The 25,679-nt window shown below is 71.9% G+C and carries 18 protein-coding genes; 7 read left to right on the top strand and 11 right to left on the bottom strand.

The features are described from left to right. Nucleotides 1-120 precede the first annotated feature (120 nt). Both FFS51_RS06140 and FFS51_RS06135 read left to right on the top strand, forming a co-directional pair. Nucleotides 121-3,216 (top strand): ATP-dependent DNA helicase, encoded by a 3,096-nt coding sequence (locus FFS51_RS06140; protein ID WP_048809224.1) that lies wholly within the window; start codon nucleotides 121-123, stop codon nucleotides 3,214-3,216. Further along, complete coding sequence (locus FFS51_RS06135) at nucleotides 3,213-6,470, top strand: ATP-dependent helicase (RefSeq protein ID WP_045246979.1); 3,258 nt, start codon at nucleotides 3,213-3,215, stop codon at nucleotides 6,468-6,470. Before FFS51_RS06140 ends, FFS51_RS06135 begins: the two co-directional genes overlap by 4 nt. A gap of 22 nt (nucleotides 6,471-6,492) precedes the next feature. On the opposite strand, the gene FFS51_RS06130 is transcribed toward FFS51_RS06135, so the two are convergent. Beyond that, complete coding sequence (locus FFS51_RS06130) at nucleotides 6,493-7,800, bottom strand: phosphotransferase (RefSeq protein WP_045246980.1); 1,308 nt, start codon at nucleotides 7,798-7,800, stop codon at nucleotides 6,493-6,495. Between the two features lie 62 nt (nucleotides 7,801-7,862). Here FFS51_RS06130 and nudC point away from each other — a divergent pair, with 62 nt between their 5' ends. Next, nucleotides 7,863-8,756, top strand: a complete 894-nt coding sequence (gene nudC / locus FFS51_RS06125) for an NAD(+) diphosphatase (RefSeq protein WP_045246981.1) — start codon at nucleotides 7,863-7,865, stop codon at nucleotides 8,754-8,756. Further along, nucleotides 8,753-10,498 carry an ATP-dependent helicase gene (locus FFS51_RS06120; protein ID WP_048809225.1) on the top strand — a complete coding sequence of 582 codons (1,746 nt, stop codon included), beginning with the start codon at nucleotides 8,753-8,755 and terminating at the stop codon, nucleotides 10,496-10,498. Before nudC ends, FFS51_RS06120 begins: the two co-directional genes overlap by 4 nt. A gap of 833 nt (nucleotides 10,499-11,331) precedes the next feature. On the opposite strand, the gene FFS51_RS06115 is transcribed toward FFS51_RS06120, so the two are convergent. After that, nucleotides 11,332-12,624 (bottom strand): zinc-dependent metalloprotease, encoded by a 1,293-nt coding sequence (locus FFS51_RS06115; protein ID WP_157013156.1) that lies wholly within the window; start codon nucleotides 12,622-12,624, stop codon nucleotides 11,332-11,334. Between the two features lie 246 nt (nucleotides 12,625-12,870). On the opposite strand from FFS51_RS06115, the gene FFS51_RS06110 reads away from it, so the two are divergent. Both FFS51_RS06110 and FFS51_RS06105 read left to right on the top strand, forming a co-directional pair. Continuing rightward, a complete protein-coding gene (locus tag FFS51_RS06110; protein ID WP_045246985.1) occupies nucleotides 12,871-14,040 on the top strand; it encodes a YlbL family protein in 1,170 nt (389 codons plus the stop codon). 83 nt (nucleotides 14,041-14,123) lie between these two features. Next, the gene (locus FFS51_RS06105) at nucleotides 14,124-17,042 is read left to right on the top strand and encodes a UPF0182 family membrane protein (protein WP_045246986.1); all 2,919 of its coding nucleotides are present in this window, start codon (nucleotides 14,124-14,126) and stop codon (nucleotides 17,040-17,042) included. Between the two features lie 54 nt (nucleotides 17,043-17,096). On the opposite strand, the gene FFS51_RS06100 is transcribed toward FFS51_RS06105, so the two are convergent. Genes FFS51_RS06100 through idi form a run of 7 tightly spaced genes read right to left on the bottom strand, consistent with a single transcriptional unit; the run spans nucleotide 17,097 to nucleotide 22,600 of the window. Beyond that, the gene (locus tag FFS51_RS06100; RefSeq protein ID WP_137877783.1) at nucleotides 17,097-17,963 is read right to left on the bottom strand and encodes a prenyltransferase; all 867 of its coding nucleotides are present in this window, start codon (nucleotides 17,961-17,963) and stop codon (nucleotides 17,097-17,099) included. Further along, nucleotides 17,960-18,271, bottom strand: a complete 312-nt coding sequence (locus tag FFS51_RS06095) for a lycopene cyclase domain-containing protein (protein WP_056207231.1) — start codon at nucleotides 18,269-18,271, stop codon at nucleotides 17,960-17,962. Before FFS51_RS06095 ends, FFS51_RS06100 begins: the two co-directional genes overlap by 4 nt. Next, the gene (locus FFS51_RS06090; protein WP_137877782.1) at nucleotides 18,268-18,591 is read right to left on the bottom strand and encodes a lycopene cyclase domain-containing protein; all 324 of its coding nucleotides are present in this window, start codon (nucleotides 18,589-18,591) and stop codon (nucleotides 18,268-18,270) included. The genes FFS51_RS06095 and FFS51_RS06090 overlap by 4 nt, the downstream gene beginning before the upstream one ends. A 1-nt stretch (nucleotide 18,592) precedes the next feature. Further along, complete coding sequence (crtI, locus tag FFS51_RS06085; protein WP_137877781.1) at nucleotides 18,593-20,137, bottom strand: phytoene desaturase family protein; 1,545 nt, start codon at nucleotides 20,135-20,137, stop codon at nucleotides 18,593-18,595. After that, the gene (locus FFS51_RS06080; protein WP_137877780.1) at nucleotides 20,134-21,003 is read right to left on the bottom strand and encodes a squalene/phytoene synthase family protein; all 870 of its coding nucleotides are present in this window, start codon (nucleotides 21,001-21,003) and stop codon (nucleotides 20,134-20,136) included. Before FFS51_RS06080 ends, crtI begins: the two co-directional genes overlap by 4 nt. Next, the gene (locus FFS51_RS06075) at nucleotides 21,000-22,058 is read right to left on the bottom strand and encodes a polyprenyl synthetase family protein (RefSeq protein WP_137877779.1); all 1,059 of its coding nucleotides are present in this window, start codon (nucleotides 22,056-22,058) and stop codon (nucleotides 21,000-21,002) included. The genes FFS51_RS06080 and FFS51_RS06075 overlap by 4 nt, the downstream gene beginning before the upstream one ends. Continuing rightward, nucleotides 22,055-22,600: an isopentenyl-diphosphate Delta-isomerase gene (idi, locus tag FFS51_RS06070; RefSeq protein ID WP_137877778.1), complete on the bottom strand. Its 546-nt coding sequence runs from the start codon at nucleotides 22,598-22,600 to the stop codon at nucleotides 22,055-22,057. Before idi ends, FFS51_RS06075 begins: the two co-directional genes overlap by 4 nt. 76 nt (nucleotides 22,601-22,676) lie before the next feature. Between idi and FFS51_RS06065 the strand changes: the two genes are divergently transcribed. Next, a complete protein-coding gene (locus FFS51_RS06065) occupies nucleotides 22,677-23,153 on the top strand; it encodes a MarR family winged helix-turn-helix transcriptional regulator (protein WP_045246994.1) in 477 nt (158 codons plus the stop codon). Nucleotides 23,154-23,178: 25 nt separating this feature from the next. On the opposite strand, the gene efeB is transcribed toward FFS51_RS06065, so the two are convergent. Then, on the bottom strand, nucleotides 23,179-24,471 hold the full coding sequence (efeB, locus tag FFS51_RS06060) for an iron uptake transporter deferrochelatase/peroxidase subunit (protein WP_249352665.1): 1,293 nt from the start codon (nucleotides 24,469-24,471) through the stop codon (nucleotides 23,179-23,181). Beyond that, nucleotides 24,468-25,679: iron uptake system protein EfeO (efeO, locus tag FFS51_RS06055; protein WP_349303919.1), on the bottom strand; the 1,212-nt coding region annotated here is incomplete at its 5' end. The genes efeO and efeB, both read right to left, overlap by 4 nt.

The following is a 25,679-nucleotide window of genomic DNA, read 5'->3' as shown; positions in this document are numbered from 1 at the left end:
GTGGCCGGGGCGCGCCCGCCGCGGGCGCATGATCGAGCGTAGCCTGCGCCTCGCGGCGCACCGGCCGCGCACGTCACGCTGTCGGCGAACGATGTCGGGCGGCGTCGGTAGCGTGGTCGGGTGACGTCCGACACCGTGCCCCCCGCCGACGCGGCTGTGCGGGCGCTGGTGCGCTCGGCGCCCGCGGCGCTCACGGGCGTCGTGACGGGCGCTCCCGGCTCGGGCAAGACGACGCTGCTCGTCGAGCGTGCCGCCGCGCTCGTCGCGGCCGGGTCGGACCCCGACGCGGTGCTCGTCCTCACGCCCACGCGTCAGACGGCGACGGCGCTGCGCGACCGCTTGTCCCTTGCGCTCGGGCGCGCGACGTCAGGCCCGCCGGCGCGTTCGCTGACCTCCTTCGCGTTCCAGCTCGTCCGCGCGCATGCCGTGCACACCGGCGACGAGCCGCCCCTGCTGCTCACGGCGTCCGACGACGACCAGATCCTCGCCGACCTCCTCGCCGGCGACGCCGAGGACGAGGCATCCGGTCGCTCGCGCTGGCCGGACGCGCTCGGAGCCGCCACCCGCGCAACCCGCGGCTTCCGCGGTGAACTGCGGGCCTTCATCGCCGACGCGCGCACGCTCGCGCTGACCCCCGCCCGCATCGCCGCGCTCGCCGACGCCGAGGCCGAGATCGTGTGGACGGCGCTCGCGTCGTTCCTCGCCGAGTACGAAGGCGTGCTGGGCGACATGCGCGCCTCGACGCGTGACGCGGCGGGCCTCACGCTCGAGGCCGTCGAGCTGGTGCGCGCTCTTCCCGTCGACCACCCCGTGTTCGCTGCGGTGCGGCGGCTCGACGCCGTGATCGTCGACGACGCCCAGGAGCTGACATCCGGGGGCGTCGATCTCCTCGCCGCGCTGCGGGACCGTGGCGTCGGCGTCGTCGCCTTCGGTGACCCCGACCTCGCCTCGGGCGCATATCGCGGGGCGAGGCCAGAGAACCTCGCCGCGCTGGGCGCGCGTCTCGGATCTCTCGGCGCGCTCACCGAGCCGCACCGAGCGCAGGGCGACCTGATCGAGGCACAGCGGCGCGTGACCGTGCGCATCGGGGCCGCGGGGGGCGTCGCGCACCGCACCGCACCCGCCGGGGAATGGGTCGGCGACGGCGGCCTGCGCGCGGTGGTGGCGACATCCGTCGACGACGAGCTCGACGAGATCGCGCGCACCCTGCGCGAGCGCCGACTGCGTGACGGAGTGCCGTGGGGCGAGCTGGCCGTCATCGCGCACGACACCCGTCAGGTGCAGGCGCTCGAGGCGGGTCTCGCCGCCCGGGAGGTGCCCACGCGCGGTCAGGGCCAGGGGGTTCCGCTCGGACAGGTGCCCGCCGTGCGCGACCTGCTGACGGTGGTGCTGGCGGCCGGCGACGCGGTGGTGGCACCCGCGGCCGCGGCCGACGTCCTCGTGGCGGCGGGGCTCGATCCGCTCGATGTGCGACGGGTGCGCACGGCGCTTCGCCATGCCCACCTCGGCGACGGCGGCGGGCGCACCGGTGCGGAACTGCTCGCCGCGGCGCTCGACGACCCGATGCACGCCGCGGCGATCGACAGCCGCGAGGGGCGGGCGGTCGTGCGCACCGCCGAGGCCCTCTCGCGCATGCGTGCGCAGCTCGCCGACGGTGCAACCGCGCACGATCTGCTCTGGACCGCGTGGGAAGCGAGCGGCCGTCAGGCGGGGTGGCTGGCCGCGACGAGCGGCCATGGCCCGGTCGCCGATCAGGCCCACCGAGATCTCGATGCGGTCGTCGCCCTGTTCCAGGCCGCCAAGCGCGACGCCGAGCGCGATGAGGATGCCGCCTCGCACCCGCTGCGGTTCGTGCACGCGGTGCTCGCCACCGATGTCGCCCCCGACCTGCTCGGCCGCGACCCCGATGCCGACGTGGTCGCGGTGCTGAGCCCGGCAGCCGCGCTCGGACGCGAGTTCGACACCGTCGTCATCGCGGGCGTACAAGAGGGCGTGTGGCCCAACACCCGACTGCGCGGCACACTGCTCGGCACGTGGCGCCTCCACGACGCCGCGGCCGGCGTCACGGCCGCTGCGGGTGTGCTCGACCGGCGGCGTGCCGTGCTCCATGATGAGCTTCGCCTGTTCGTGCGGGCCCTCTCCCGCGCCCGCACGCGGGTCGTCGTGACCGCGACGTCCGACGACGATCATCGCCCCAGCGGGCTGTTCTCCCTGCTCCCCGACGCGGAGGCGGCGCGGGCGCTGCCGCCCCTCACGCTGCGCGGGGTCGTCGCCCAGCTGCGGCGGGCTGTCACCGCCGATGTCCCCGACAGGTCGGCGGCGGCGCAGCTCGCCGCGCTCGCGTCCGCCGGTGTCGCCGGGGCCCGCCCCGACGACTGGTACGGCGTGGGGGCCGCGACATCCGATGCCCCGCTGCATTCGCTGGCGCACGGTGACATCCGCGTCTCGCCCTCCCGGCTCGCGGCGCTCGAGCAGTGCGAGCTCGACTGGGTCGTGCGCGAGCTCGGCGCCGACGCGGGAAGCACCGTCGCCGGGCTCGGCACGCTCATCCACGCGGCGCTCGAGGCGGCGCCGGACGCCGACGCCGTCGCGTTGTGGGAGGTCGTGGACGCCCGGTGGAACGAGCTCGGCTTCGAATCCGAGTGGCTCGAGCGTGCCGGGCGCGAGCGTGCCCGCGACCTCGTCGATCGTCTGGCGCAGTACCTCCGCGACTTCGCGGCGGGCGGCGGTGAGCTGCTCGCGAGCGAGACGCCGTTCGAGGTGGAGATCCCGCTGCCACCCCACGACGGCGAGGGACGTGCGCTGCTGCGCGGCGTCGTCGACCGCGTCGAGCGGCGGGCCGACGGCACCGTCGTGATCGTCGATCTGAAGACGGGTCGGGCCGAGCCGCGCACCGACAAGGCCGTGGTCGAGAACCCGCAGCTGCTCGCCTACCAGCTCGCCCACGACGCCGGGGCGATCGCGCCGTCGGCGGGCCTGCCCGCGGGCGGCGCCGAACTGCTGGTGCTGCACACCGGCACGGCGAAGCCCTACCTCGAACCGCGGCAGGCGCCGCTCGACGACGAAGCCCGCGAGCGGTTCATCGCCCGGCTGCAGCACGCGATCGCCGTGATGGCGGGCACGCGGTTCGCGGCGCCCTACGAGCAGCACTGCCGAGACGAGCACGCCCACGGTGTGTGCCGCATCCATGTGGTCGGAGCGGTGAGCGCGCCGTGACCGTCTCCGCTGCCGCGGTCGCCGCGGCCCTCGGCCAGTTCCCCCCGACCGACGAGCAGGCCCGCGTCATCGAGGCTGCGCTGGGCCCGGCGCTGGTGGTCGCCGGCGCCGGAAGCGGGAAGACCGAGACGATGGCGGGGCGCGTCGTCTGGCTCGTCGCCAACCGGCTGGTCGCCCGTCACGAGGTGCTCGGCCTCACCTTCACGCGAAAGGCGGCCGGCGAGCTCGCCGAGCGCATCGAACGACGTCTCGCGCGCCTCGCCGAGTTCGAGGCGGCGGGCCTGGTCGACCGCCTCGACGAGCTGCACGCGGTCGGCGCGCTCGATGCCTTCGGCGAGCTCGAGCGCGCCGGAGCCCCCGCCGCGGAGCGCCGAGCACGCATCGCCGATCTCGCCGGACGGCTGGGAGCGGATGCCGCGGCGGGTGCCGTCGACCCCGACGACCTCCTCGATCGCCCCACCGTCGCGACCTACAACAGCTTCGCCGACGCCCTGGTGCGCGACAACGCGGTGCTGATCGGGCGCGACCCCGATGCGCAGGTGCTGTCGGAGTCGGCATCCTGGCTTCTCATGCGGCGGGTCGCGCTCGACAGCGACGATTCCCGGCTGGAGAGCCGCAGCGAATCGCTCGGCACGATCGTGTCGGCGGCCTTGGGGCTCGCGGGCGCCGCCGTCGACAACCTCGCCGACCTCGGCGACGTGGCCGCGTTCCCGTCGCGGTTCCGCGGCATCCTCGAACGGCCCTCCGAGACGGCACGGGTGAGTGTCTACGCGGACTTCCCCCGGTTCGTCGAGAAGGTCGACGGCCTCGAGGTGCTGGCGGGTCTCGCGGCCGGCTACGCGTCGGCGAAGGAACGTCGCGGAGTCATCGACTTCGCCGACCAGGTGGCCGGTGCGCTGCAGATCGTCGAGCGCCACCGGGATGTCGCTGAGGGCCTGCGCTCACGGTTCCGGGTGGTTCTGCTCGATGAGTACCAGGACACCTCGGTCGTCCAAGCGCGGTTGCTCGCGGCACTGTTCGCCGACACCGCCGTGATGGCGGTCGGCGACCCGCACCAGGCGATCTACGGCTGGCGGGGTGCCAGTGCGGGCAACCTCGACGACTTCCCGCGCGCCTTCGTGACTCGTGGCGCATGCGAACGCTTCTCCCTGCTGACCAGTTGGCGCAACAGCGCGGATGTGCTCGAGATCGCTTCGGCGCTGCTCGCACCGCTCGCCGGCGGGGCGGATGTCGCGGCCCTCCGCCCACGGCCGGGTGCGGCAAGGGGAGAGGTCGACCTCGAGATGGCCTCGACACTCGACGATGAGGCGGAACGGGTCGCGGAGTGGTTCGTGCGGGTCCGTGCCGAGCGCCGCTGCGTGGGCCTCTCGACGACCGGCGCGGTGCTGTTCCGGTCGAAGCGGCGCATGAGCGTGTTCGCCGAGGCCCTCGTGCGTCACCGCGTGCCGCATCGCGTGCTCGGACTCGGTGGGCTTCTCGACACCCCCGAGGTGGTCGACATCGTGTCGGCGCTGCGGGTCATCGCCGATCCGCTCGCCGGGTCGGAGCTCATCCGTCTGCTGGTCGGGCCGCGGTGGGCGATCGGCGTCGCCGATCTGCGCGAGCTGCGGGCGCTCGGCGCCCGGCTCGCGCGACACGACGCGGCGCTCCAGCCCCTGGCCCCCGACGTCGTCGCGACCTTGCGCGCATCCGCGGCCGACGATCACGGCTCGCTCAGCGACGCGCTCGACTTCTTCCCCCGCGTGCGCGACGACCACGGCTGGCTCGCCGGCTTCACCCCGGCCGCGCGCACCCGACTGCGCGAGGCGGCCGGCGTGATCGCGGCCTGGCGCCGAGCCGCGGGACTTCCCGTGCTCGATCTCGTGCGACTGATCGAGAGCGAGCTGCGCCTCGACCTCGAGCTCGCCGCGAATGAGGCCCGCGGGCCTCAGCGCACCGCCCACGCGCAGGTGCGGGCTTTCACGGCCGAGATCGCGGGCTTCCTGTCCTCCGACGATGCGCGGTCGCTGCCCAGCCTGCTCGCGTGGCTCGACCACGCGGCATCCGTCGACGAGCTCGCCCCCCGACCGGAACCGACGGAGCCCGACGTCGTGCAGCTGCTGACGATCCACGGGTCGAAGGGTCTCGAGTGGGATGCGGTCGCGGTCGTGCGGATGGTCGAGGACGAGCTTCCCGCCGCGAGCCGCGACGCCAAGGGATGGCTGACGTTCGGTGCGCTGCCGTTCGAGTTCCGCGGGGATGCCCCGTGGCTCCCGCGCCTCGCGTGGTCTGCGGCCGAGGCTCCCACCCAGCAGGCCCTGCGCGATGCGGTCGAGGCGTTCGGCGAGCAGAACCGCGACCGGCAGGTCGCCGAGGAACGCCGGCTGGCGTATGTCGCCGTGACCCGCGCGCGCGACCACCTGCTTCTCACCGGCTCATCGTGGGCGGGAACGGTGCAGCCACGGGCGGCGAGCCGGTTCCTGCGGGAGGCCGCGTCCGCGCTCGGGCGCGGCGCGGTGGACGTCGATCCGGGCGAGCGCCCCGATGACGTGGTGCGTACGGTGAGCTGGCCGCTCGATGCGCTGGGCAGTCGGAGGGAGAGGGTCGAGCGTGCGGCGGAGCTCGTGCGGGCGGCGGACGCCGTCATCCTCGATCCGGACCTGTCGCTTCTTCTCGTCGAACGCGACGAGCAGCGGCGCGGGGGCGATCGTTCGGCACCGACCCGCATTCCCGCCTCGGCCTACAAGGACTTCACGACCGACTATTCGGCCGCCGTCGCCGCGCGGTCCCGTCCGCTCCCCGAGCGGCCGTACCGTGAGACGCGGATCGGCACGAGCTTCCACTCGTGGGTGGAGCGCCGTGCCGGACTCGCCGGCACGGCGGGGCTCGACGACGAACTCTGGGATGGGGACGAACCGGGCGGCGTCGCTGAGCCTGCCGCCCTCGCGCCGCTCATCGACGCCTTCCTCGCGTCGGAGTGGGCGCCTCTGCAACCGATCGAGGTGGAGACCGAGATCGACTTCCGACTCGACGATCTCGACGGGCGCCCTCACGTCATCGTGTGCAAGCTCGATGCCGTCTACCGGCGCGGCGACCGGATCGAGATCGTCGACTGGAAGACGGGCGCGCCGCCGCGGACGTCGTCGGAACGCGCCGAGCGGATGGTGCAGCTCGACCTCTACCGTCGGGCCTACCACTCCCGGCACGGGGTGCCGCTCGACCAGATCGACGTCGCGCTGTTCTACGTCGCGCACGGCCTGGTGCTGCGAGGCTGACCTGCGCCAGGACGCGCGGGGGTCAGTCCCCGCCGACAGCCCAGCGGCGCAAGGCGGCGCGGGATGCCCGCTCGGCCTCGTCGGCATCTGCCACCGGGTCGAGATCGAGGTCGAGTGTCGGAGGAGCCGGGTCGTGGGGGATCGTGCGGGAACCTGCTCCCCATGAAGCGGCTTCGATCGGTTGGGTCGCCTGCGGATCGCCGTCGACGTCCCCAGCGGGGTCGGCGTCGCCGTCGACGACTGCGAGGTCGTCACGTGTCTCGCCCGTCTCGATGTCGCCGAAGGCCGAGAGGTCGGCGCGGTCGAAGGCGTCGGTCTGCAGCGAAGTGTCCCCGCGCGGCGTGGCGGCCGCGGGAACACGGTCGAGCACGTCCATCGCCGCCTGCACATCGCTGTGACGTACCGGAGTGAGGTCTTCACCGCGCGTGCTCTCGTCGAGCGAGGCCAGCAGGCTCGCCGCGTCGGCGACGACGTCGTGATCGTCGCTCTCGAGTCCGTGCACGAGCCACTTCGCGAACTCGAGCTCGGCGTAGAGGCGCGAGCGCTCGGTGAGATGGGCATCGCCGGCGCGCACGGATGCCGCGGCATACGCCTCGCGCACGGTCGCCGCGGCCACCGGGGCCGCCGCGAGCCAGTGCAGGTCGGCGGCGGCGTCGCCGACGGACAGCCCGTGCCAGTCGATGAGGCCGGATACGCGGAGGTCGTCGTCGCCCGTGAACACGAATGCGCCCGCGTCGACGCCGCCGAGCACGACGACGGTCTCGAACTCCCAGAGCGAATCGGCGTCGATCGCGGTCATCCAGCGCGCCCGGAGGGTGCGCGGCAGGTGCCCGCTCGCGGCGGCGCGATCGATGAGACGACGGGTCTCGTCGCGCACCTGATCGCTCGTGCGCACCGGCAGGCCCTCGGAACGCACGACGGCGACAGGGAGCGCGTGCACGGCAGCGAGCGCGGCGCCCAGCGCCGTCGCCACGCCGCGACCGTCCGGGATCTGCGCGGCGTCGACGTGCCAGCCGTCGACCAGGTCGGTGACCAGCGCGGGGGAGCCGTCGACGACGGTCTGACCGACGGCGACGGGAGCGGCGAACGGGAGCACCGCGCGCACGCCATCGGTCAGTGCGGCGAGGGCGCGTGCCTCGGCGCGCAGCTGCTCGGCGGCGTCTACGGTGGCGGCGACCCGCACGGCGAGGCGTCGGCCGTCGTCGAGTACGACGACGGCCGAGTCGAATCGTCCGGCCGCGCCATCGGTGAGCGCGCCGGCGGCGACGATGCGGGCACCCGGAACGGCGGCGGTGACGCTCGCGGCTAGAGTGAACGGGGTGCGCGCCATGCCCTCAGGGTAGGTTGCGAGGTCCCCCCTCGCCCGGCGCCACGCCCTGGGAGGAGCGATCGATGTCGGCACGTAACGCGCCCGAGGACGGTGCGACGGCAGGCTTCGATCGGGCCGGCGATGAGCGCTCCGACGCCGCCCTGGTCGACGCGCTCCGCGCCGACCCGGCGACCCGCGTGCTGGTCGTGCGCGGCGACCGGGTGTCGCTCACACCCGACAGCGCGCTGGAGCTCGTCCCGCCCGCGGCGGTCACCGGTCATCGCGTCGTGTGGGCGCTCCTCGGGCGCCTCGACGGCGTCGCCGTGCTGCTCGCCGCGTCGGCCGCGCAGCCGGCGGAGGAGACCACCGGCTCGCCGCTGCGCGCCGTCGCCGCGGCGTTGGTCCCCGCCGAGGCGGAGCTCGCGGTCACCGGCGTCGCGCTCGGACGATGGCTGCTGGATGCCCCGTACTGCCCCGCCTGCGGTGAGCTCACCGATCTGGTCGCCTCCGGCTGGGCGCGGCACTGCCCCCGCTGCGGGCGCGAGCACTTCCCGCGCACCGACCCCGCGGTGATCGCGGCGGTGCGGCATCCGACCGATCCCGATCTGCTGCTCCTCGGCGCCAACGCCGCGTGGGAGCAGCGGCGCTACTCATGCTTCGCCGGTTTCGTGGAGGCGGGCGAGTCGCTCGAGCAGACCCTGGTGCGCGAAATCCGCGAAGAGGCGGGCATCACCGTCGGCGACGTCGATTATCGCGGCTCGCAGGCGTGGCCGTACCCTCGCTCCCTCATGCTCGGCTTCCTCGTACGCGCGCTCGATGCTGCCGCGCAGGGTGACGGCGAAGAGATCGTCGAGGTGCGCTGGTTCCACCGCGATGAGATCGGTCGGGCACTCGCCGGCGAATCCGATCTGCTGCTGCCCGGTCCGTCCTCGATCGCCTACCGTCTCATCACGGCCTGGCACGCGGAGCGGCCGTGACCGGCTCCGGAGTGCTCTCCGGGCTCGATGACCGCCAGCTGGAGGCCGCACGCGCGCTGCGCGGCCCCGTGTGCGTGCTGGCCGGCGCCGGCACCGGCAAGACAAGGGTGATCACCCGCCGTATCGCGCACGGCGTCGAGACAGGCGCCTACTCGCCGCAGCGGGTGATGGCGGTGACCTTCACGGCGAAGGCCGCGGGAGAGATGCGCGGGCGCCTGCGCGCTCTCGGGGTCGAAGGGGTGTCGGCGCGGACCTTCCACGCGGCAGCCCTCGCGCAGCTGAACTTCTTCTGGCCTCAGGTGGCGGGGGACACCGTACCCGCGATCGTCGACAGCAAGGTGCGGGCGCTCGCCCACGCCGCCGACGGCATCGGCATGGACCCGTCGGCGGCGACGCTGCGCGACGTCGCGTCGGAGATCGAATGGCGCAAGGTCACCATGCGTTCGGTGGAGGCGTACGTCGATGCCCGGCCCCGGGGGATCGGCTCGTTGGATGTCGCGGCCGTCGCGGCACTCATGCGGGCCTACGAGAAGCTCAAGGATGAGCGTCGTCAGATGGACTTCGAGGATGTGCTCCTCGCGTGCGCCGGCATGATCGAGGCGGAGCCGCGTGTCGCTCAGGCCGTGCGGGAGCAGTACCGGCACTTCACCGTCGACGAGTACCAGGATGTCTCGCCACTGCAGCAGCATCTGCTGGACCTCTGGGTGGGTCAGCGCCACGACCTGTGCGTCGTGGGTGACGCGAGCCAGACGGTGTATTCGTTCGCGGGCGCCGATGCCCGGTTCCTGCTGGAGTTCGAGCGGCGGTACGAGAACGCCCGCGTCGTGCGCCTCGAGACGAACTACCGCAGCGTGCCCGAGGTGCTGCGCACCGCCAACGCCCTCATGCGCGGACGTCCGGGCGCCCTTGAGCTGCACCCGCCCGCGGGGAGGGCGGATGCCTCGCCGCCGACGTCGCTCACGGCGTACCCCGATGAGCGAGCCGAGGCGCAGGGCGTGGCCGCGTCGGTCGCGGCGCAGCTGGCGTCGGGGACGGCGCCTCGCGAGGTCGCGGTGCTGTACCGGTCGCACGCGCAGTCGGCGGAGCTCGTGCAGGCGTTCGCCGATGCGGGCATCCCCGTGACGGTGCTGGGCGGGGCGCGCTTCTTCGACGTGCCGCAGGTGCGCCAGGCGGTGATGGCGCTGCGTGCCGCAGCCGTGTCACCCACGGGGCACGATTTCCGGGGCTCGGTGCGGGATGTGCTCCGCTCGCTCGGCCACACCGACGAGGCGCCGGCGGCGGGGGGAGCGCTCCGTGATGCGTGGGAGGCTCGCGCGGCCCTGCTGAGGCTGGCCGACGAGGCGCCCGACGGAACGACCCTCAAGGGGTTCACCGACGCGCTGCTCGCCCGGGCGAAGGACCAGCACGAGCCGACGCTGGAGACGGTGACCTTCGCGACCCTCCATGCCGCCAAGGGCCTCGAGTGGCACCACGTGCACCTCGTCGGGTTGTCGGAGGGACTGCTGCCGATCTCGTACGCCCAGACGTTCGAGCAGGTCGACGAGGAGCGCCGACTGGCCTATGTGGGCATCACGCGGGCCGCGCGAAGCCTGTCGCTGTCGTGGTCGCGCGGGGAGGGGCGCTCGGAGCGTCGGGTGTCGCGTTTCGCCGAGGAGATCGGCATCCGCACTCTGGATGTGCGCGATGGGCGAGCCACTCGCGGCGCATCGACTGGTTCGGGATCGTCACGGAGTGGCCGCTGAGAGCGAGGTCCTCCTCGCCGGAGACGAAGCCGGCGAGCATCGTGATGGCCTCGACCAGAATGTGATCGGCGATCTCGGGCGTGGGCGCCGTGAGCAGCTGAGCCGCGATCATCGGCCACGCCGGATCGCGGTCGCGCCGATCGGCGTCGACGCACGCGAGGCAGGCCGTCGCGCCCGGTTCGACGCGCGGGCCGATGGTGATTCCCGTCGTGGTGAAGACCACCGGGATGTGCACGACGTCATCGCCGAGAGAGGCCGCATAGGCGGCCGGATGCACGGCGTGGCTGGCGACGAGCACCTGAATGGTGCCGCGTGGGCGAGGCGCGCCCTCGGATACGAGCGGCGCGAACGGCGCGAGCCGGTGGCGCACCAGGCACACGAGTTCTTCGTCGACCCCCGGCCCGCCCGCGACCTCGACTGAGCGCAGCGGCCGGGGGACCCGCTCGAGCACCGGCTCGAGCGTTGCGACGAACCGCTCGAGGCTCTCGATGTCGATACCCGCCCGGTGCGCGGTGTACCCGAGAGAACCTTCGCCGATTCCGGTCACGAGGTCGGCGATCGCTCGCAGCTGCCAGTCGGGCGGGGAAAGGAGCACGAGCCGCGCATCGGCGCCGAACTGCACGTCGACGGGGCTGCGCCACAGCGGCGGGTGGGCGGGGTCGATGCGGTACATGCCCCGATTGTGCGTGCCCGCAGGGCTCAGTCGCGGGAGTCCACAGGAACTCGCGCGAGCGTCGCGGTCTGCGGGCGCTGGGGAGGAGCCGTCGCACGCGACGCCCGTCCCCGGTGACCACGGCGGACGATGCCGCGGCGATTCCCTCGCGGATGCCGCCTCAGACCGGCCGTCCGCCGTCCGCGGTGCCGGTCGGGTCGTCGTCGCGCTCGTCATCCGTGCCGGCTGCGCGCGGCGCGTCGCCCGACTCCTCGGCGAGAAGCTGGCGCAGTGCGTCGTCGAACTCGTCCGGCTCGGGCGCCGTGCCCGCGGCATCCGCCTGCAGACGGGCGATGAGCGTCGACGGGTCGTCGATGTCGGCCGACGTCGGCATCAGGTCGGGGTAGTCCCAGAGCGCGTCGCGCGCCGCGACGCCGACCGCGTCGGTGATCGCCCGCCACATCGAGGCCGCCTCACGGGCGCGGCGGGGACGCAGCTCCAGCCCGACGAGAGACCCGAGGGCCTTCTCTGCGGGTCCTCCGACGGCGCGGCGCCGGCGCACGACCTCGGCGATGCGGTCGGCGTGCGGGAGACGGGCGGTCGCATCCGCGGTGACGACTTCGACCCAGCCCTCGACGGTCGCGAGCACGTCCTCCAGGCGGCTGAGCGCCGCGTTCTGCTGGTCGCTGCGAGGGGGGATGAGCGCCCCCGACTCGAGCAGCTGGCGCAGCTCGTCGGGCGACGACGGGTCGAAGCGCGACGCGACGTCCTCGAGAGCCGACACGTCGATGCGGATGCCGCGGGCGAACTCGCCGATCTGAGCGATCACGTCCAGGCGCAGCCACTTCGCGTGCCGGAACAAGCGGGCGTGCGCGAGCTCGCGGGTGGCGGTCGCGAGCGCGAGCTGGTCGTCGGGGATCTCGAGTCCTGCTCCGAAGTCCGCGAAGTTCTGGGGGAGGATCGCGGCGTGACCGGCGGGCAGCAGCGGGATGCCCACGTCACCGCCGGAGACGACCTCCATCGACAGACGTCCGACCACCTGACCGAGCTGGGTGGCGAACAGCGAGCCGCCGACGGTGCGCATGAGGCGGCCCGCGCCCTGTGCGACTTCCCCGAACTCCTCGCCCGTCTGCTCGACCAGCGCGGCCGTCATCGCATCGGCGATGCTGCCGGAGACGGGCTCAGCGAGCTCGCGCCAGACCGGCAGTGTGAGTTCGACCCAGCGGGCGCGCGTGATCGCACCGCCCGGCTGCGCGAGCTCGGGGACCGTCGTCGCTTCGCCGAGCCACAGGTTCGCGAGGGAGAAGGCCTGATCGAGGTCGCTGCGCTGAGCGGAACTGACGGCGAGATCGCTCTGGCCGGCGATCTGCAGGGCCTGGCGCGAGGCCATCTCCCAGGTCGCCTCCTCGCCGCCGGCGAAGGCGGCCTGCATCTGCGTCATCATCTGCTGCAGCGTCGCCGGGTCGATGTTCATCCCCGACAGGCGGGAGAGCAGCTCGGGATCGAGCTGGCCGCCGTCCGTGCCCCCCCCCGAGCAGCCGCCGGAGCAGCTCGTTCAGGTCATCGCCCTGCGATGCATCGTCGTCGTCGTCGTGTGCCACCTCAGTCGCCTCTCAGCCGCATGTCGAGCTGCCAACTACGCTAGTTGCACACACCCTCGCAATGCCCGGGACGAGCCAGATCGTCGTACGCCGGCCGCGAACGACACGACGGAGGCGGCGTGACGCTGTTCGACGAGACCGGGCCCGCGGCATCCGAACGGCCCCGGCGTCCGCGGTCGCGCGCGGGGGTCGCCGGCATCTGGGCGCTCGTCGTCGCGCTCGTCGCGCTGCTCGTGCTGTCGTTCCTTCCGTCGGCGTATGTGATCGAGACGCCCGGGCCGGTGTTCAACACGTTGGGCACCGTGCAGAACGACCAGAAGCAGCAGGTGCCGATCATCACCGTCTCGGGTGCGACCACCTACCCGACGGCCGGCGAGCTGTCGCTGTTGACCGTGCAGGTCGTGGGAACGGCCGACGCTCGTCCGTCGTGGCTCGAGTTGATCCCGGCGTTCTTCGACCCGTCGCGCTCGATCGTGCCCGCCGACGCGATCTATCCGCCCGACCAGACCTCACAGCAGCTGAGCGACCAGAGCTCGGCGCAGATGGTCGATTCGCAGCAGGAGGCGACTGCGGCGGCCCTCACCCACCTCGGGTACACCGTGACGCCCTACCTCTCGGTCTACTCGGTCGAGTCCGACGGTGCCGCCAACGGGGTGCTGCAGAAGGACGACGTCGTCGAATCGGCCGACGGCACCGCCGTGACGGATGTCGCGTCGCTGCGTGCGATCATCGCGGCCAAGGACGGCGCACCGGTGAGCCTGACGATCCAACGCGGGGGCACGACGCAGCAGGTGAGCATCACCCCGAAGCAGCAGATCATCAACGGCCAGTCCACGTGGTTGATCGGGGTGTCGCTGCTGACGCAGTTCCACTTCCCGATCGATGTGAAGCTGCAGCTGTTCAATGTCGGCGGCCCGAGCGCGGGGATGATGTTCGCGCTCGGCATCATCGACACGCTCACCCCCGGCAATCTCAACGGCGGCAAGAACGTGGCCGGCACCGGCACGATCGACGCCGCCGGCGAGGTCGGGGCGATCGGGGGCATCCGCCAGAAGATGTACGGGGCCCGTTCCTCGGGCGCCGAGTACTTCCTCGCACCGGCCGACAATTGCGACGAGGTCGTCGGGCACATCCCGCAGGGGCTCTCGGTCTACGCGGTCTCGACGCTCGACGACGCGGTCAAGGACCTCACGGTGATCGGCTCGGGCGGGGACACCTCCACCCTCGCGACATGCTCGACGGTCATGGCCTCGCCGACGCCGTCGGTCTCGCCGACGCCGACGCCCTGACCACTCCCGACACACCCGGAGGACGCGGCGACGCCGGGAAGATGCTCGGCGTTCCTCCAGAGCCCGCCTCGTAGGATGACAGGGTGACCTCCGCCACGGCGCCGAAGCCCACCCGTCCGAGTCGAACCCGTCGCGTCATCGCGATCTCCCTCGTGGTGATCGCGCTGCTCGTGGCCGCGTTCTTCATCTTCGCCAACGTCTACGCGGACTGGCTGTGGTACTCCCAGCTCGGCTTCCTGAACGTGCTCACCACGCAGTGGGTGTGGCGCATCGGCATGTTCGTGGTGGGCTTCCTGGGGATGGCGGTGCCGACCTGGCTGGTCATCAACCTCGCCTACCGGCTGCGCCCGGTATACGTGCGGTTGAGCTCTCAGCTCGACCGCTATCAGGAGGTCGTGGAGCCGCTGAGACGACTCGCGATGTGGGGCATCCCGATCTTCTTCGGGCTCTTCGCCGGCTTCGCCTCATCTGCGCAGTGGCAGACCGCGGCCCTCTGGGTCAACGGCGTGCACACCGCGACCGGCGACCCGCAGTTCAACCTCGACACCGGCTTCTACCTGTTCGCGCTGCCGTTCTACTCGGCCGTCCTCGCCTTCGCGTCGGCCGTGGTGTTGATCTGCCTGCTGCTCACGGCCGCGGTGTCCTACCTGTACGGCTCCGTTCGGGTAGGCCAGCGCGAGCTGCGCATCTCGCGCCCCGCGCGGGTGCAGCTCGCCATCATCGCCGGCGTCTACCTTCTGCTCCAGGCGGTGAGCCTGTGGCTCGACCGCTACAAGACGCTCACCAGCGCCGACGACCGCATCACCGGGGCGGCATACGTGAGCGTGAACGCGACGATCCCGGGTCTGGCCATCCTCTCGATCGTGGCCGTGCTCGTGGCGATCCTGTTCTTCGTCACCGCCGTGATCGGCCGGTGGCGCTACCCGCTGATCGCGACGGCCCTGCTGATCATCACCTCGCTCGTCGTCGGTGTCGGCTACCCGTGGATCGTCAATCTCGTGCAGGTGCGTCCGAACCAGCTGAGCGTCGAGAGCCAGTACTACCAGCGCAACATCGACGGCACCAAGGCGGGCTTCGGCCTGAGTGACCTGCAGGAGACGAACTTCTCCGCGAACACCACGGCACAGCAGGGGCAGCTGCGATCGGATGCCGAGACGACGGCGCAGATCCGCATCATGGACCCGGCGATCATCCCGCCGACGGTGGCCCAGCTCGAGCAGTACCGGTCGTACTACCAGTTCCAGAGCCCGCTGAGCGTCGACCGCTACACGATCGACGGGCAGACGCAGGACACCCTGGTGTCGGTGCGCGACCTCAATCTCAACGCGCTCGGCACGACCGCCAGCACGTGGCAGAACACCTCGCTCATCTACACGCACGGCTACGGGCTTGTGGTCGCCAAGGGCAACGCTCGCACCTCCGACGGCAACCCCGTCTTCCTCGAGCGCGGCATCCCGTCCGCGGGCTTCCTGACGTCGGGCGAGAAGTACGAGCCGCGGGTGTACTTCTCGGCGAACGCTCCGACGTACTCGATCGTCGGCGCCCCCGCGGGCACCGCGCCGATCGAGCTCGACTACCCGGCCGGCGACGGCAGCAGCACCGAGACGAAGACCACCTTCGCCGGCAACGGCGGCCCAAACATCGGCAACGTGTTCAACCGGCTCATCTACGCGATCAAGTTCCAGGCGGAGCAGATCCTGTTCTCCGACTCGATCAACCAGGATTCGCAGATCCTCTACGACCGCGACCCCGCAACGCGCGTGCAGAAGATCGCCCCGTACCTGACCCTCGACGGCGAGCCGTACCCGAGCGTGGTGGACGGCCGCATCGTCTGGATCGTCGACGGCTACACCACGAGCGACCAGTACCCGTATTCGACGACGACGAGCATGTCCCAGGCCATCGCCGACGCGAACAACCCCACTCCGCGGGTCGCGCTCGACAACGTCAACTACATCCGCAATTCGGTGAAGGCGACCGTCGACGCGTACGACGGTCATGTGACGCTCTACGCCTGGGATCCGACGGACCCGCTCCTGCAGGCGTGGCAGAACGTCTACCCGTCCACGGTCAAGCCGATCGCCGACATGTCGGCCGATCTCATCAGCCACGTGCGCTATCCGACCGATCTCTTCAAGGTGCAGCGCACGATGCTGGGCGTGTACCACGTCAACGATCCGCAGTCGTTCTACCAGCGTGACAACGCCTGGACGACTCCCGCCGACCCGACCGACAACACCGTGCTGCAGCAGCCGTACTACATGACGATGCAGATGCCGGGCCAGGCCTCGCCGACCTACTCGATGTTCACCTCGTTCATCCCGCAATCCGACGGGACGAATGCGCGGAACGTCCTGATGGGCTATCTCGCGGTCGATTCGGATGCCGGCACCACCGCCGGCACGAAGGGTGCCGATTACGGCAAGCTGCGGATGCTGGTGATCAACGCCTCGACTCCGGTGCCCGGGCCCGGGCAGGTGCAGAACACGTTCAGCGCCGACCCCGCCGTCTCATCGTTCATCAACCTGCTCAAACAGGGGCAGTCGCAGGTGCTCAACGGCAACCTGCTGACCCTGCCCGTCGGTGGCGGCCTGCTCTATGTGCAGCCCGTGTTCGTGCAGTCGTCCGGCGCGACGAAGCTGCCGACGCTCCAGAAGGTGCTCGTCGCCTTCGGCAGCCAGGTCGCGTTCGAGGACACCCTGACGGCAGCGCTCGACTCGCTGTTCGGTGGCAACTCGGGCGCCGCCGCGGGCGACAACGGTGTGACGGCATCCCCGGTGCCCACCGGGACGTCGACCCCGAGCGCCACGCCTACGCCGTCGCCCTCTGCGAGCGGAGGCACCGGATCGTCGACCGCCTACCAGGCGGCGCTCCAGGAGGCCAAGCAGGCGATGCTCGATCGTCAATCGGCTCTCCAGGCCGGCGACTGGACGAAGTACGGCGAGGCCGACGCGCGTCTGACCCAGGCGATCAACACGCTGCTGCAGCTCTCCTCGCAGTGAACCGACGGTGGGGTGGGCGCGCGGGCGTCCACCCCACCTTCGGGCATTCGAGGCTCAGCGCGCCAGCTGCCACCACCAGATGAGCAGCAGCGTCACCGCGAACCCCGAGAACTGATTGATCCAGAGGAACCGATCCCATCCGACGGTGGCGCGGTGCGCGGTCTCGGCGGTGACCGCGCGATACGGCCACACGGCGACCAGGTAGGGCACGGCGAGCAGCGCGGCCAGCGGTGCGGGCCAGGCTCCCCCCGTCACGACGAGCGCGGCGGCCGCGTAGCAGGCGAGCGAGAACCAGACGGTCGCGCGGGGGCCGATCGCCGTCGCGACGGAGGCGATGCCGGCCTCGCGGTCGGCCGCGACATCCTGCACCGCGCCGAAGGCGTGCGACGCGACCCCCCACAGGGCGAATGCGCCGATGACCGCGGCGAGGGCCCACGTCCAGGTGGCCCCGGCGAGCACGAGGCCGTAGATGGCCGGTGAGAAGAAGTGGATGCTGCTGGTCGCCGAGTCGGCGAAGGGACGCTCCTTGAGGCGCAGCGGCGGCGCGGAGTAGAACACCACGAAGAACAGGCTCGCGGCGAGCGCCAGCCACGAGAGCGCGGAGCCGACGATGACGAGGTAGACGACGAACGGCAGGCAGCTGAGGCCCGCCGCCCAGAGCGTCACGCGGTGCAGCCGCCGATCGAGCACAGCACCGTGAGCACCGCCCTTGCGGGGGTTGCGCAGGTCGGACTCGTAGTCGAACACGTCGTTGATGCCGTACATCGCGAGGTTGTAGGGGATGAGGAAGAACACCACGCCGACGACGAGCGTGACGGAGATCTCGCGGGTGGCGAGCAGGTAGGCGGCGCCGAACGGGTAGGCGGTGTTGATCCAGCTGACCGGCCGCGAGGACACGAACAGGGTGCGCACGACGTTCATGCGTCGCTCCTCTCGCGCCGCGAGACGAGGGCGGCGATCGCGGGCACGAGGAACGCCGCGCACAGCGGGTAGGAGAAGTCCTCGATCGGGGCGAGGCCGATGCGGATGCCGCTCAGATGCTCGGGCGGGTAGGAGAACAGCCCGGCGCCGATCATGACGTTGTCGAAGACGGCGGTGAGGGCGAGCAGGGCGACGGCGGCGAGGGCGGATGCCGCCATCCGCCGTCCGAATCCGGGGCGCACGGCGCTCAGCAGCGTGACGACGACGGTGATCGCGAGGAACGGGAGCACGAGCAGCGCGTAGGTCATCGAGGTTCCTTCCGCGCGAGGAGGCGGGTGCCGGCTCCGGCGCAGACGGCGGCGAGGTAGCAGAGGAACAGCAGGAAGGTGATCTCCTCGAGGGGGAGGTGCGGGGCCAACTCGATGCCGAGGTAGAGCGGCGAGTCACCCTGCACGAAGACGCCCGCGGCGATGCCGACGAGATCCCAGACGACGAAGAACGCGGTGCCGACGAACACCGCGATCGCGGAGGTCAGCGGCCGCGCCCACAGGGCCAGCCGGTATCGCGCGTCGAGCAGCGCGACGCCCGCCGCGGAGACGACGATGACGAGCAGATATAGGCCGGGCACGTCAGCGACCCGCCGGCTCGACGAGCGGCGCCGCGCTGCGGTCCGCGCGCAGGCGTTTGGCGACGAGCTCGGCCGAGATCAGGCACATCGGCAACCCGATGCCCGGAAGCGACGAGGTGCCGGCGTGGAACAGGTTCGGGACCTTCGCCGAGCCGTTGCGCGGGCGGAACACCGCGCTCTGGCGCAGCGTGTGCGCGAGTCCGAGCGATGTGCCGCGCCAGGCGTTCAGGTCGTCGGCGAAGTCGGCGGGCGCGATCGTGCGTCGCACGACGACGCGGTCCACGAGGTCGGGCACGCCGCACCACGAGGCGATCTGGGCGATGGCGGCATCCGCTGCCCGTTCGATTCCCGCCTCTCCCGCCCCGTCGATGCCGCCGTGGCCGAGCGAGGGATCGGCGGGGACCGGTACGAGCACGAACAGGTTCTCGTGGCCTGCCGGCGCGACGGTGGGGTCGGTCGCGCTCGGGCGGCACACGTACAGCGACGCCGGGTCGGGGATCGCCGAGGGCTCCCCGAAGATCGCATCGAAGTTCTCGCGCCAGCGCTCGGTGAACAGCAGGGTGTGGTGCGCGAGCTCGGGCAGTTCGCCCCGCACGCCGAGGAGGATCAGCAGCGCCCCCGGTCCCGGCGTGCGTCGTTCCCACCAGCTCTCCGGCAGCTCGCGGTGGGTTTCGTCGAGCAGCGCCGTCTCGGTGTGGTGCCGGTCGGCGGTGGACACGACGACGTCTCCCGCGAGCATGCTGCCGTCGGCGAGCCGCACGCCGCGCGCCCGCCCGGCCACGACGTCGATCGCGGTGACGTCGGCGCCCGTCTCGATGACGACGCCGCGCGCCCGCACGAGGCGCTCGATCGCCCGGATGAGGGCGGTGAAGCCTCCCTGCGGGTACCGCACGCCGTCGGTCAGGTCGAGGTGGCTCATCAGGTGGTAGAGGCTCGGCACACCGTACGGCGATCCGCCCAGGAAGACTGCCGGGTACTCGAGGATCTGCCGCAGCCGGCGGTCCGTGAACGTGCGCTCGACCCGCGACGCGAGCGGCTCGACGAGCAGCCGCGCGAGCCGCGGCAGCTGCCGCGCGACGGCGCCGTCGACGAGGCCCGCGTACCCGAGGTACGGGTCGTACAGGAAGCGCGAGACGGCGAGGTCGTAGGCGTCGGCGGCGGAGTCGAGGTAGCGCTCGAGCTTCGCGCCAGCGCCGCGCTCGATGCTCTCGAACAGAGCGGATGCCGCGCCCCGCCCGCTCGGCACGTCGAGGGCGTCGTACCCCTCGGAGTAGACGCGGTACGCGGGGGAGAGCGGGACGAGGTCGAGCTCTCGCTCGGTGGTGGTGCCGAGAAGACGGAAGAAATGCTCGAACACGTCGGGCATGAGGTACCAGCTGGGGCCGGTGTCGAACCGGAATCCGTCGCGGTCCCACGTGCCGGCCCGACCGCCGACGTCATCGCCGCGTTCGACGATCGTCACGGTGTAGCCGTCGTCTGCGAGGAGGGCGGCCGTGGCGAGCCCCGCGATGCCGGCGCCGATGACGATCGCGGTGCGGCCCGTCATCCGCGCACCCCGAGGCGCTGGGGCCGTGCGCCCAGCAGGGCGCGAGCGGCGAGGTACGCCTTGACGGGGTCGGGGACGCGCACACGGCCCGCGGCGGCATCCGCTCGACGCAGCCGTCGCGAGAGGGCGGCGAACAGGTCGTGGGCGGCGGTCACGGCGGGTCGGCAGTCGCGGGGGAGGAGCGGCACGGTGTCGGCGGCGAGGTCGAGGTCGCCGTCGATGCGGTCGAGCACGTCGGCGCGGGACCGGGCGTCGGTCGCGCCGAGGTAGTCGCGGCCGAGGCCGGCCGCGTCGTGGTCGAGGTCGCGCAGGAAGTTGACGTCCTGGAACGCTCGCCCGAGCGCGCGGGCGCCGGCGACGAGTCTGCCGTCGGGCTGGATCGGTGCGACGGCCCCCGCGTTCACGAACACCGCCAGGCACATGAGCCCCACCACCTCGGCCGAGCCGTAGACGTACTCTTCGTGCGAGCGGGCGTCGTGCACGGTCGTGTCGAGGTCGGTGCGCATGGACGCGAAGAACGGTGCGGTGAGGTCGGTGCCGATGCCGCACGCGCGCGCCGTGCCGGCGAAGGCGTGCACCACCAGGTTGCTGCTGAACCCGCGCGCGACGGCCGCGGCGACCTCGGCCTCCAGGCCGGCGAGAAGCTCCGCCTGGCCGTCGCGGGCCACTCCCGCCTCGGCGGCGGGACCGTCGACGATCTCGTCGGCGATGCGCACGAGCGCGTAGACGTTGCGGATGTGGGGCCGCACCCGGCTTCCGAGCAGTCGCGCTGCCAGAGCGAAGGAGGTCGAGTAACGCGCGATGACGGTGGCCGCGGCATCCGCTGCCGTGCGGTCGTAGAGCGCGATGCCGGGTGCGTCGGTCACGGGATGCGCTCGCGGATCGCGTCGGCGGCACGGTCGACGAGGGCGGATGCCGCGACGCCGAGCTCCTGCGCACGGGTGCGCGCGGCGTCGAGTGCGCTGTCGATGAGCGCGACCAGCGCCGCACGGGCGCCGCTCTCGTCGAGCGCGCGCTGCGCGTCGAGCACGGCGATCGGACCGGTGTGGGCGACGGCGAGTGTGTCGCGCACCGCGTGCCACCCCTCGGTGCGACGGGCCAGGGCGATGAGGGGCGTCTGCTTCGCTTCGCGCAGGTCCACGCCGGCGTCGCGACCGGCCTGCGCGGAGGTACCGAACGCGCCGATCAGGTCGTCGACGAGCTGGAACGCGAGGCCGAGGTGGGTGCCGCACGCGGCGAGCGCCGCGGCATCCGTCTCGTCGGCACCGGCGATCACGGCGCCGGCGGCGAGCGGGGCGGCGAAGGAGTAGACGGCCGTCTTGTCGTGAGCGGTCGCGATGAGGCTGTCGTCTTCGGCCTCCGCGTCGGCGGCCGCATGCTCGACATCGGCGAGCTCTCCCGCGGCGGAGACGAGAACCGCGTCGTCGAGCAGATCGAGAAGGCGGGAGCGCAGGTCGGCGGGCAGATCGACCGCCGCGACCAGCCGGGTCGCCTCATAGAGGAGCACGTCGCCCGCGAGGATCGCCGCCGCCTCGCCGACGCCGGTCGCCGCCGACGGTGTGGCGCCGTGACCGAGCGCGCGACGGCGGAACTCCCCGGCGACGTTCGGCACGCCGCGACGCATCGTGTCGTGGTCGATCACGTCGTCGTGGATGACGAACGCGGTGTGCAGCAGCTCGAACGCCGCGGCGACGGATGCTGCGGCATCCCTGCGCCCGTCGGTACCTCCGCAGGCGCGGAACGCCGCGAGCACGAGCGCGGGACGGAAGCGCTTCCCGCCGGATGCCGCGCGGACCATCGAGGCCGCGAGGTCGTCGAAGGCGTCGCCGAGCCCGGCCCCTCGCTTCTGCAGCCGTGCCAGGGAGGCGTCGATCGCGTCGTCGACGGCGGCGCGATCGACCGCGGAGATGCGGGCGATCATCGCGCCGCCCTCGCGGCGGTGTCGTAGAGGGCGAGTCGGGGGACCTGCAGCCCGAGCCACGGGCTGAACGCCCACGGTGCCGCAGAGACGGCGGCCGCGACAGCCGAGGGTTCGACCCACGCCCATTCGGCGACCTCGTCCGGATCGGGATGCAGCGGTCCTGTCGCGTGCGCGACGAAGACGGGGCACACCTCGTTCTCTACGACGCCCGATGCGTCGACGGCGCGATAGCGGAAGTCGGGGAGGGTGAGCGTCACGTCGTCGAGGGCGAGTCCGAGCTCGACGCGCGCGCGGCGGTGCACCGCCGCCTCGAGGTCTTCGCCCGGGCCGGGATGGCCGCAGAAGGTGTTCGTCCAGACGCCCGGCCAGGTCTGCTTGGAGAGCGCGCGGCGGGTGATGAGCACCCGTCCGTCATCGTCGAGCACGTGGCACGAGAACGCGAGGTGCAGGGGGGTGTCGGCGCCGTGTACCGTGCTCTTGGGAGCCGTCCCGACGGGACCGGCGCGCTCGTCGAGCAAGACCACCTGCTCGACGTCTGACACTGTTGCTCTCCCCTTTTGCTAGCTAAACTAGCGATCTCTGAGTCCGATGCTACAAGAGGTGTGGAGGAGTGTCCACATGTCCGAGTATCGACCCGACCCCGCGTCCCGCGAAAGCGCCGTACAGCGGGTGCTCGTGGGCGTGCGGGCGCTGAACGACGCCCTCGACCGCATGCATTCGGGCGTCAAAGACGACATGGGGATGAACGCCACCGATCTCGCGACGCTCCGCATGCTGATCATCCGCGAGCAGCAGGGGCAGCCGGTCAGTCCGCACGACATCGCCCGGCATCTGCGCATCTCGACGGCCTCGACGACCAAACTGCTCGACCGGCTCGCGGCGGCGGGGTACCTCGAACGCCGCCCCCATCCTCACGATCGCCGCGCGCGGGTGATCGCGCTCCTCCCGGCATCGCGCACCGCGTTCTTCGCGCACTATCGCGAGAGCCTCGGCGCGATGCGTGACGTCGCCGGAACGTACTCCGACGCCGATCTCGACGTGGTCGCGCGGTTCCTCGATGGGCTGGCCGACGCCGTCGCCGCGCACGACGGCTGACGCGCGGGCCGCCTCGCCACGCAACTCAGGCGAACGCGCCCTGCGCGAGGTATGTCCCCGACCGGGCTGCCGACGGCACGAAGAAGATGCCCGAGCCGATGTGCGAGATGTACTCGTTCAGTGCGTCCGACGAGCCGAGACGGCGCTGCAGCGTCTCGAACTGCGCGGGGTCCTTCTGGTAGCTGATGAACAGCAGGCCCGCGTCCAGGAACCCGTACTGGTTGATGCCGTCGGTGTAGTTGTACCCGCGGCGGAGGATCTTCAGACCGTTGTTGTTCTCGTGCGCGGCCAGCCGGATGTGGGCCGTCGGATCGATCACCGGTGCGCCCGAGGCATCCGTCTTAGAGAAATCCGGGGTGTCGGATTCCACCGTGCCGGTCAGCGGCGCGCCGCTGAGCTTGTGGCGTCCGAACACACGGTTCTGGTCGGACACCCGGTCGGTGTCCCAGTTCTCGATGCGCATCTGGATCTTGCGCACGACCTGGTAGCTGCCGTCGCGCTGCCAGTCGGGACCATCACCGGTGAAGACGAACTGCGAGAAGTCCGCGTCGTCGACGATGTTGCGCGTGCCGTCCTTGAAGCCCATCAGATTGCGCGGCGTCGACTGCCCCTTTCCGGCTGAGGCCCGCCCGAAGCCGGTCACCGTCCATCGGGTGGATGCCGCGCCGAGCTTCTTGCCGACGCGAGCCAGCGACCGCACCGCGTGATAGGCGACCTGGGGGTCGTCCGCGCAGGCCTGCACCGACAGGTCGCCGCCGGTGAGCGACGGATCCAGGGCCTCGCTCGGGAGCTGCGAGAGCTCCCGCAGCAGCGGCGGCTTCTGAGCCGCGAGACCGTACTCGTCGCCGAACACCCGCGGACCGAGACCGATCGTGACGGTCAGCGACGCCGGGTCGAGGTCGACGGCCTCGCCGGTGTCGTCGCCGATGGCGCTCGGCTGCGACGGCTCGACCTGGCCGATCGTGGCGCCGCGCATGAGCTGAGCGCTCGCCGCCGACCAGGTGGCGAGCAGGGTCTGCAGGTCGGTGCGTGAGGACGTGGTCAGGTCGAACGTCATGAACACGCAGTGCCGCTGCGGAGGGGTGCGGATGCCCGCCTGCTCGGCGTCGCCGTAGAACGAGACCGCATTGTCGAGCCGCACGACGTCGCCTGACGACGCGGTCGGCTGCGCCGCGACGGCGCGCCCGCCGGCGAAACCGGTCGCCACCCCCGCCACCAGGCCGCCGGCTGCGGCGCCGAGGAGCAGTCCGCGGCGGGAGACCCCCGCATCCGGTGACTCCTGCGACGACGGCTCCCGCGGCGGCACGGCCGCGCTCACGATGCTGTCGCCGCCTTCTCCGCGATCTGCGCAAGCGGTTCCTGCAGGGCCTGCACCGCACGGCTCAGAGTCGCGGCGTCCGCGGCCTTCACGGCGTCGGTGTAAGGCACGTAGCCGCCGATCGCGCTCTGATCGCGGTAGCCGTCGAGCAGCTTGTTGACGGCGGCGAACTGCGCAGAGATCTGCTGGGTCAGCCCGGAGTCGAGCGTCGTGAGCCCGGGCTCGAGGTAGGCGAACGCCTGCTGCGCACCCTCGACGTTGCCGGCGAAGTCGACGAGGTCGATGTGGCTGTACGCCTCCTCCTCGCCGCTGATCTTGCCCGACTGCACCTCTTCGAGGAGGCTCGCTGCGCCGTTCGCGAGGTCCTCCGGCTTGTAGCTGAGCGCCTTCACGAGCGAGTCGAGCGTGGTGACGTTCGTGAGGAGCTCGGCCGCGAGCTGTGTCGTCGACGCCGTGATCGCGCCGGCCTGGAACAGGTCGCGCTCGATGGCATGGAACCCGTGCCAGCCGACGGCGGGATCGAGGTTCGACTCGCGCATGTCGATGAGGTAGTCGAGGCTGCCCGCGTTGTCGGTTGCGGAGTGGCCCGGCAGCACGAACCCGTCGACATCGGACTCGATGCGCTCGTAGAACGGACGCGCGAGCGCGTAGTCGGCCTGCGCCTTCGTGAGGTCGCCGGCGTCAATCGAAGACTTCAGGGTGGCGACCGCGGTCACCATGCTGTCGACGACGCCATCGACGTAGGTCGCGTAGCCCTGGGTGCCCTCGGCCATCAGCGATGCGGCGCTGCCGGTCGGGGTCGCGGCCTGGCCGGTGACGCTGAAGGGGATGGTTTCGGTGGCGGCGCCCGGGCAGTAGAGCTGGTAACTGCCGCCGTCGAGGGTGACGGTGAAGCTCGCGGGGGAGAGGCCGGGCGCGAGGTTCTCCTTCTCGCCGACGATCCTGTCGCCGCTGAGAAGCTCGATCTCGGTGATGGAGGTCGCGCTCTGGTTCGTCACCGTGAAGGTGACCGGACCTGCGGCGGCAGTCGCCGTGTCGAGGCTGCAGGTGCCCCCGTTGTCGCCGGTGAGCGTCACAGCGACGTGGGTGGCGCCGCCGGAGGCGGTCGCGGAGGGCGCGGCTCCCGCGCTGCATCCGCTCAACACGAGGGCGAAGGTGGCGGCGGCGGTGAGCGGGGCCAGGAGGCGGACGTTCATGAGGTCCTTCCG

The organism is Microbacterium sp. 4NA327F11, from assembly GCF_005503465.1.
Classification (GTDB): domain Bacteria; phylum Actinomycetota; class Actinomycetes; order Actinomycetales; family Microbacteriaceae; genus Microbacterium; species Microbacterium ginsengisoli.
The sequence above is the reverse complement of the archived record's forward strand: the minus strand, read 5'-3'. Positions and strand labels throughout refer to the sequence as shown.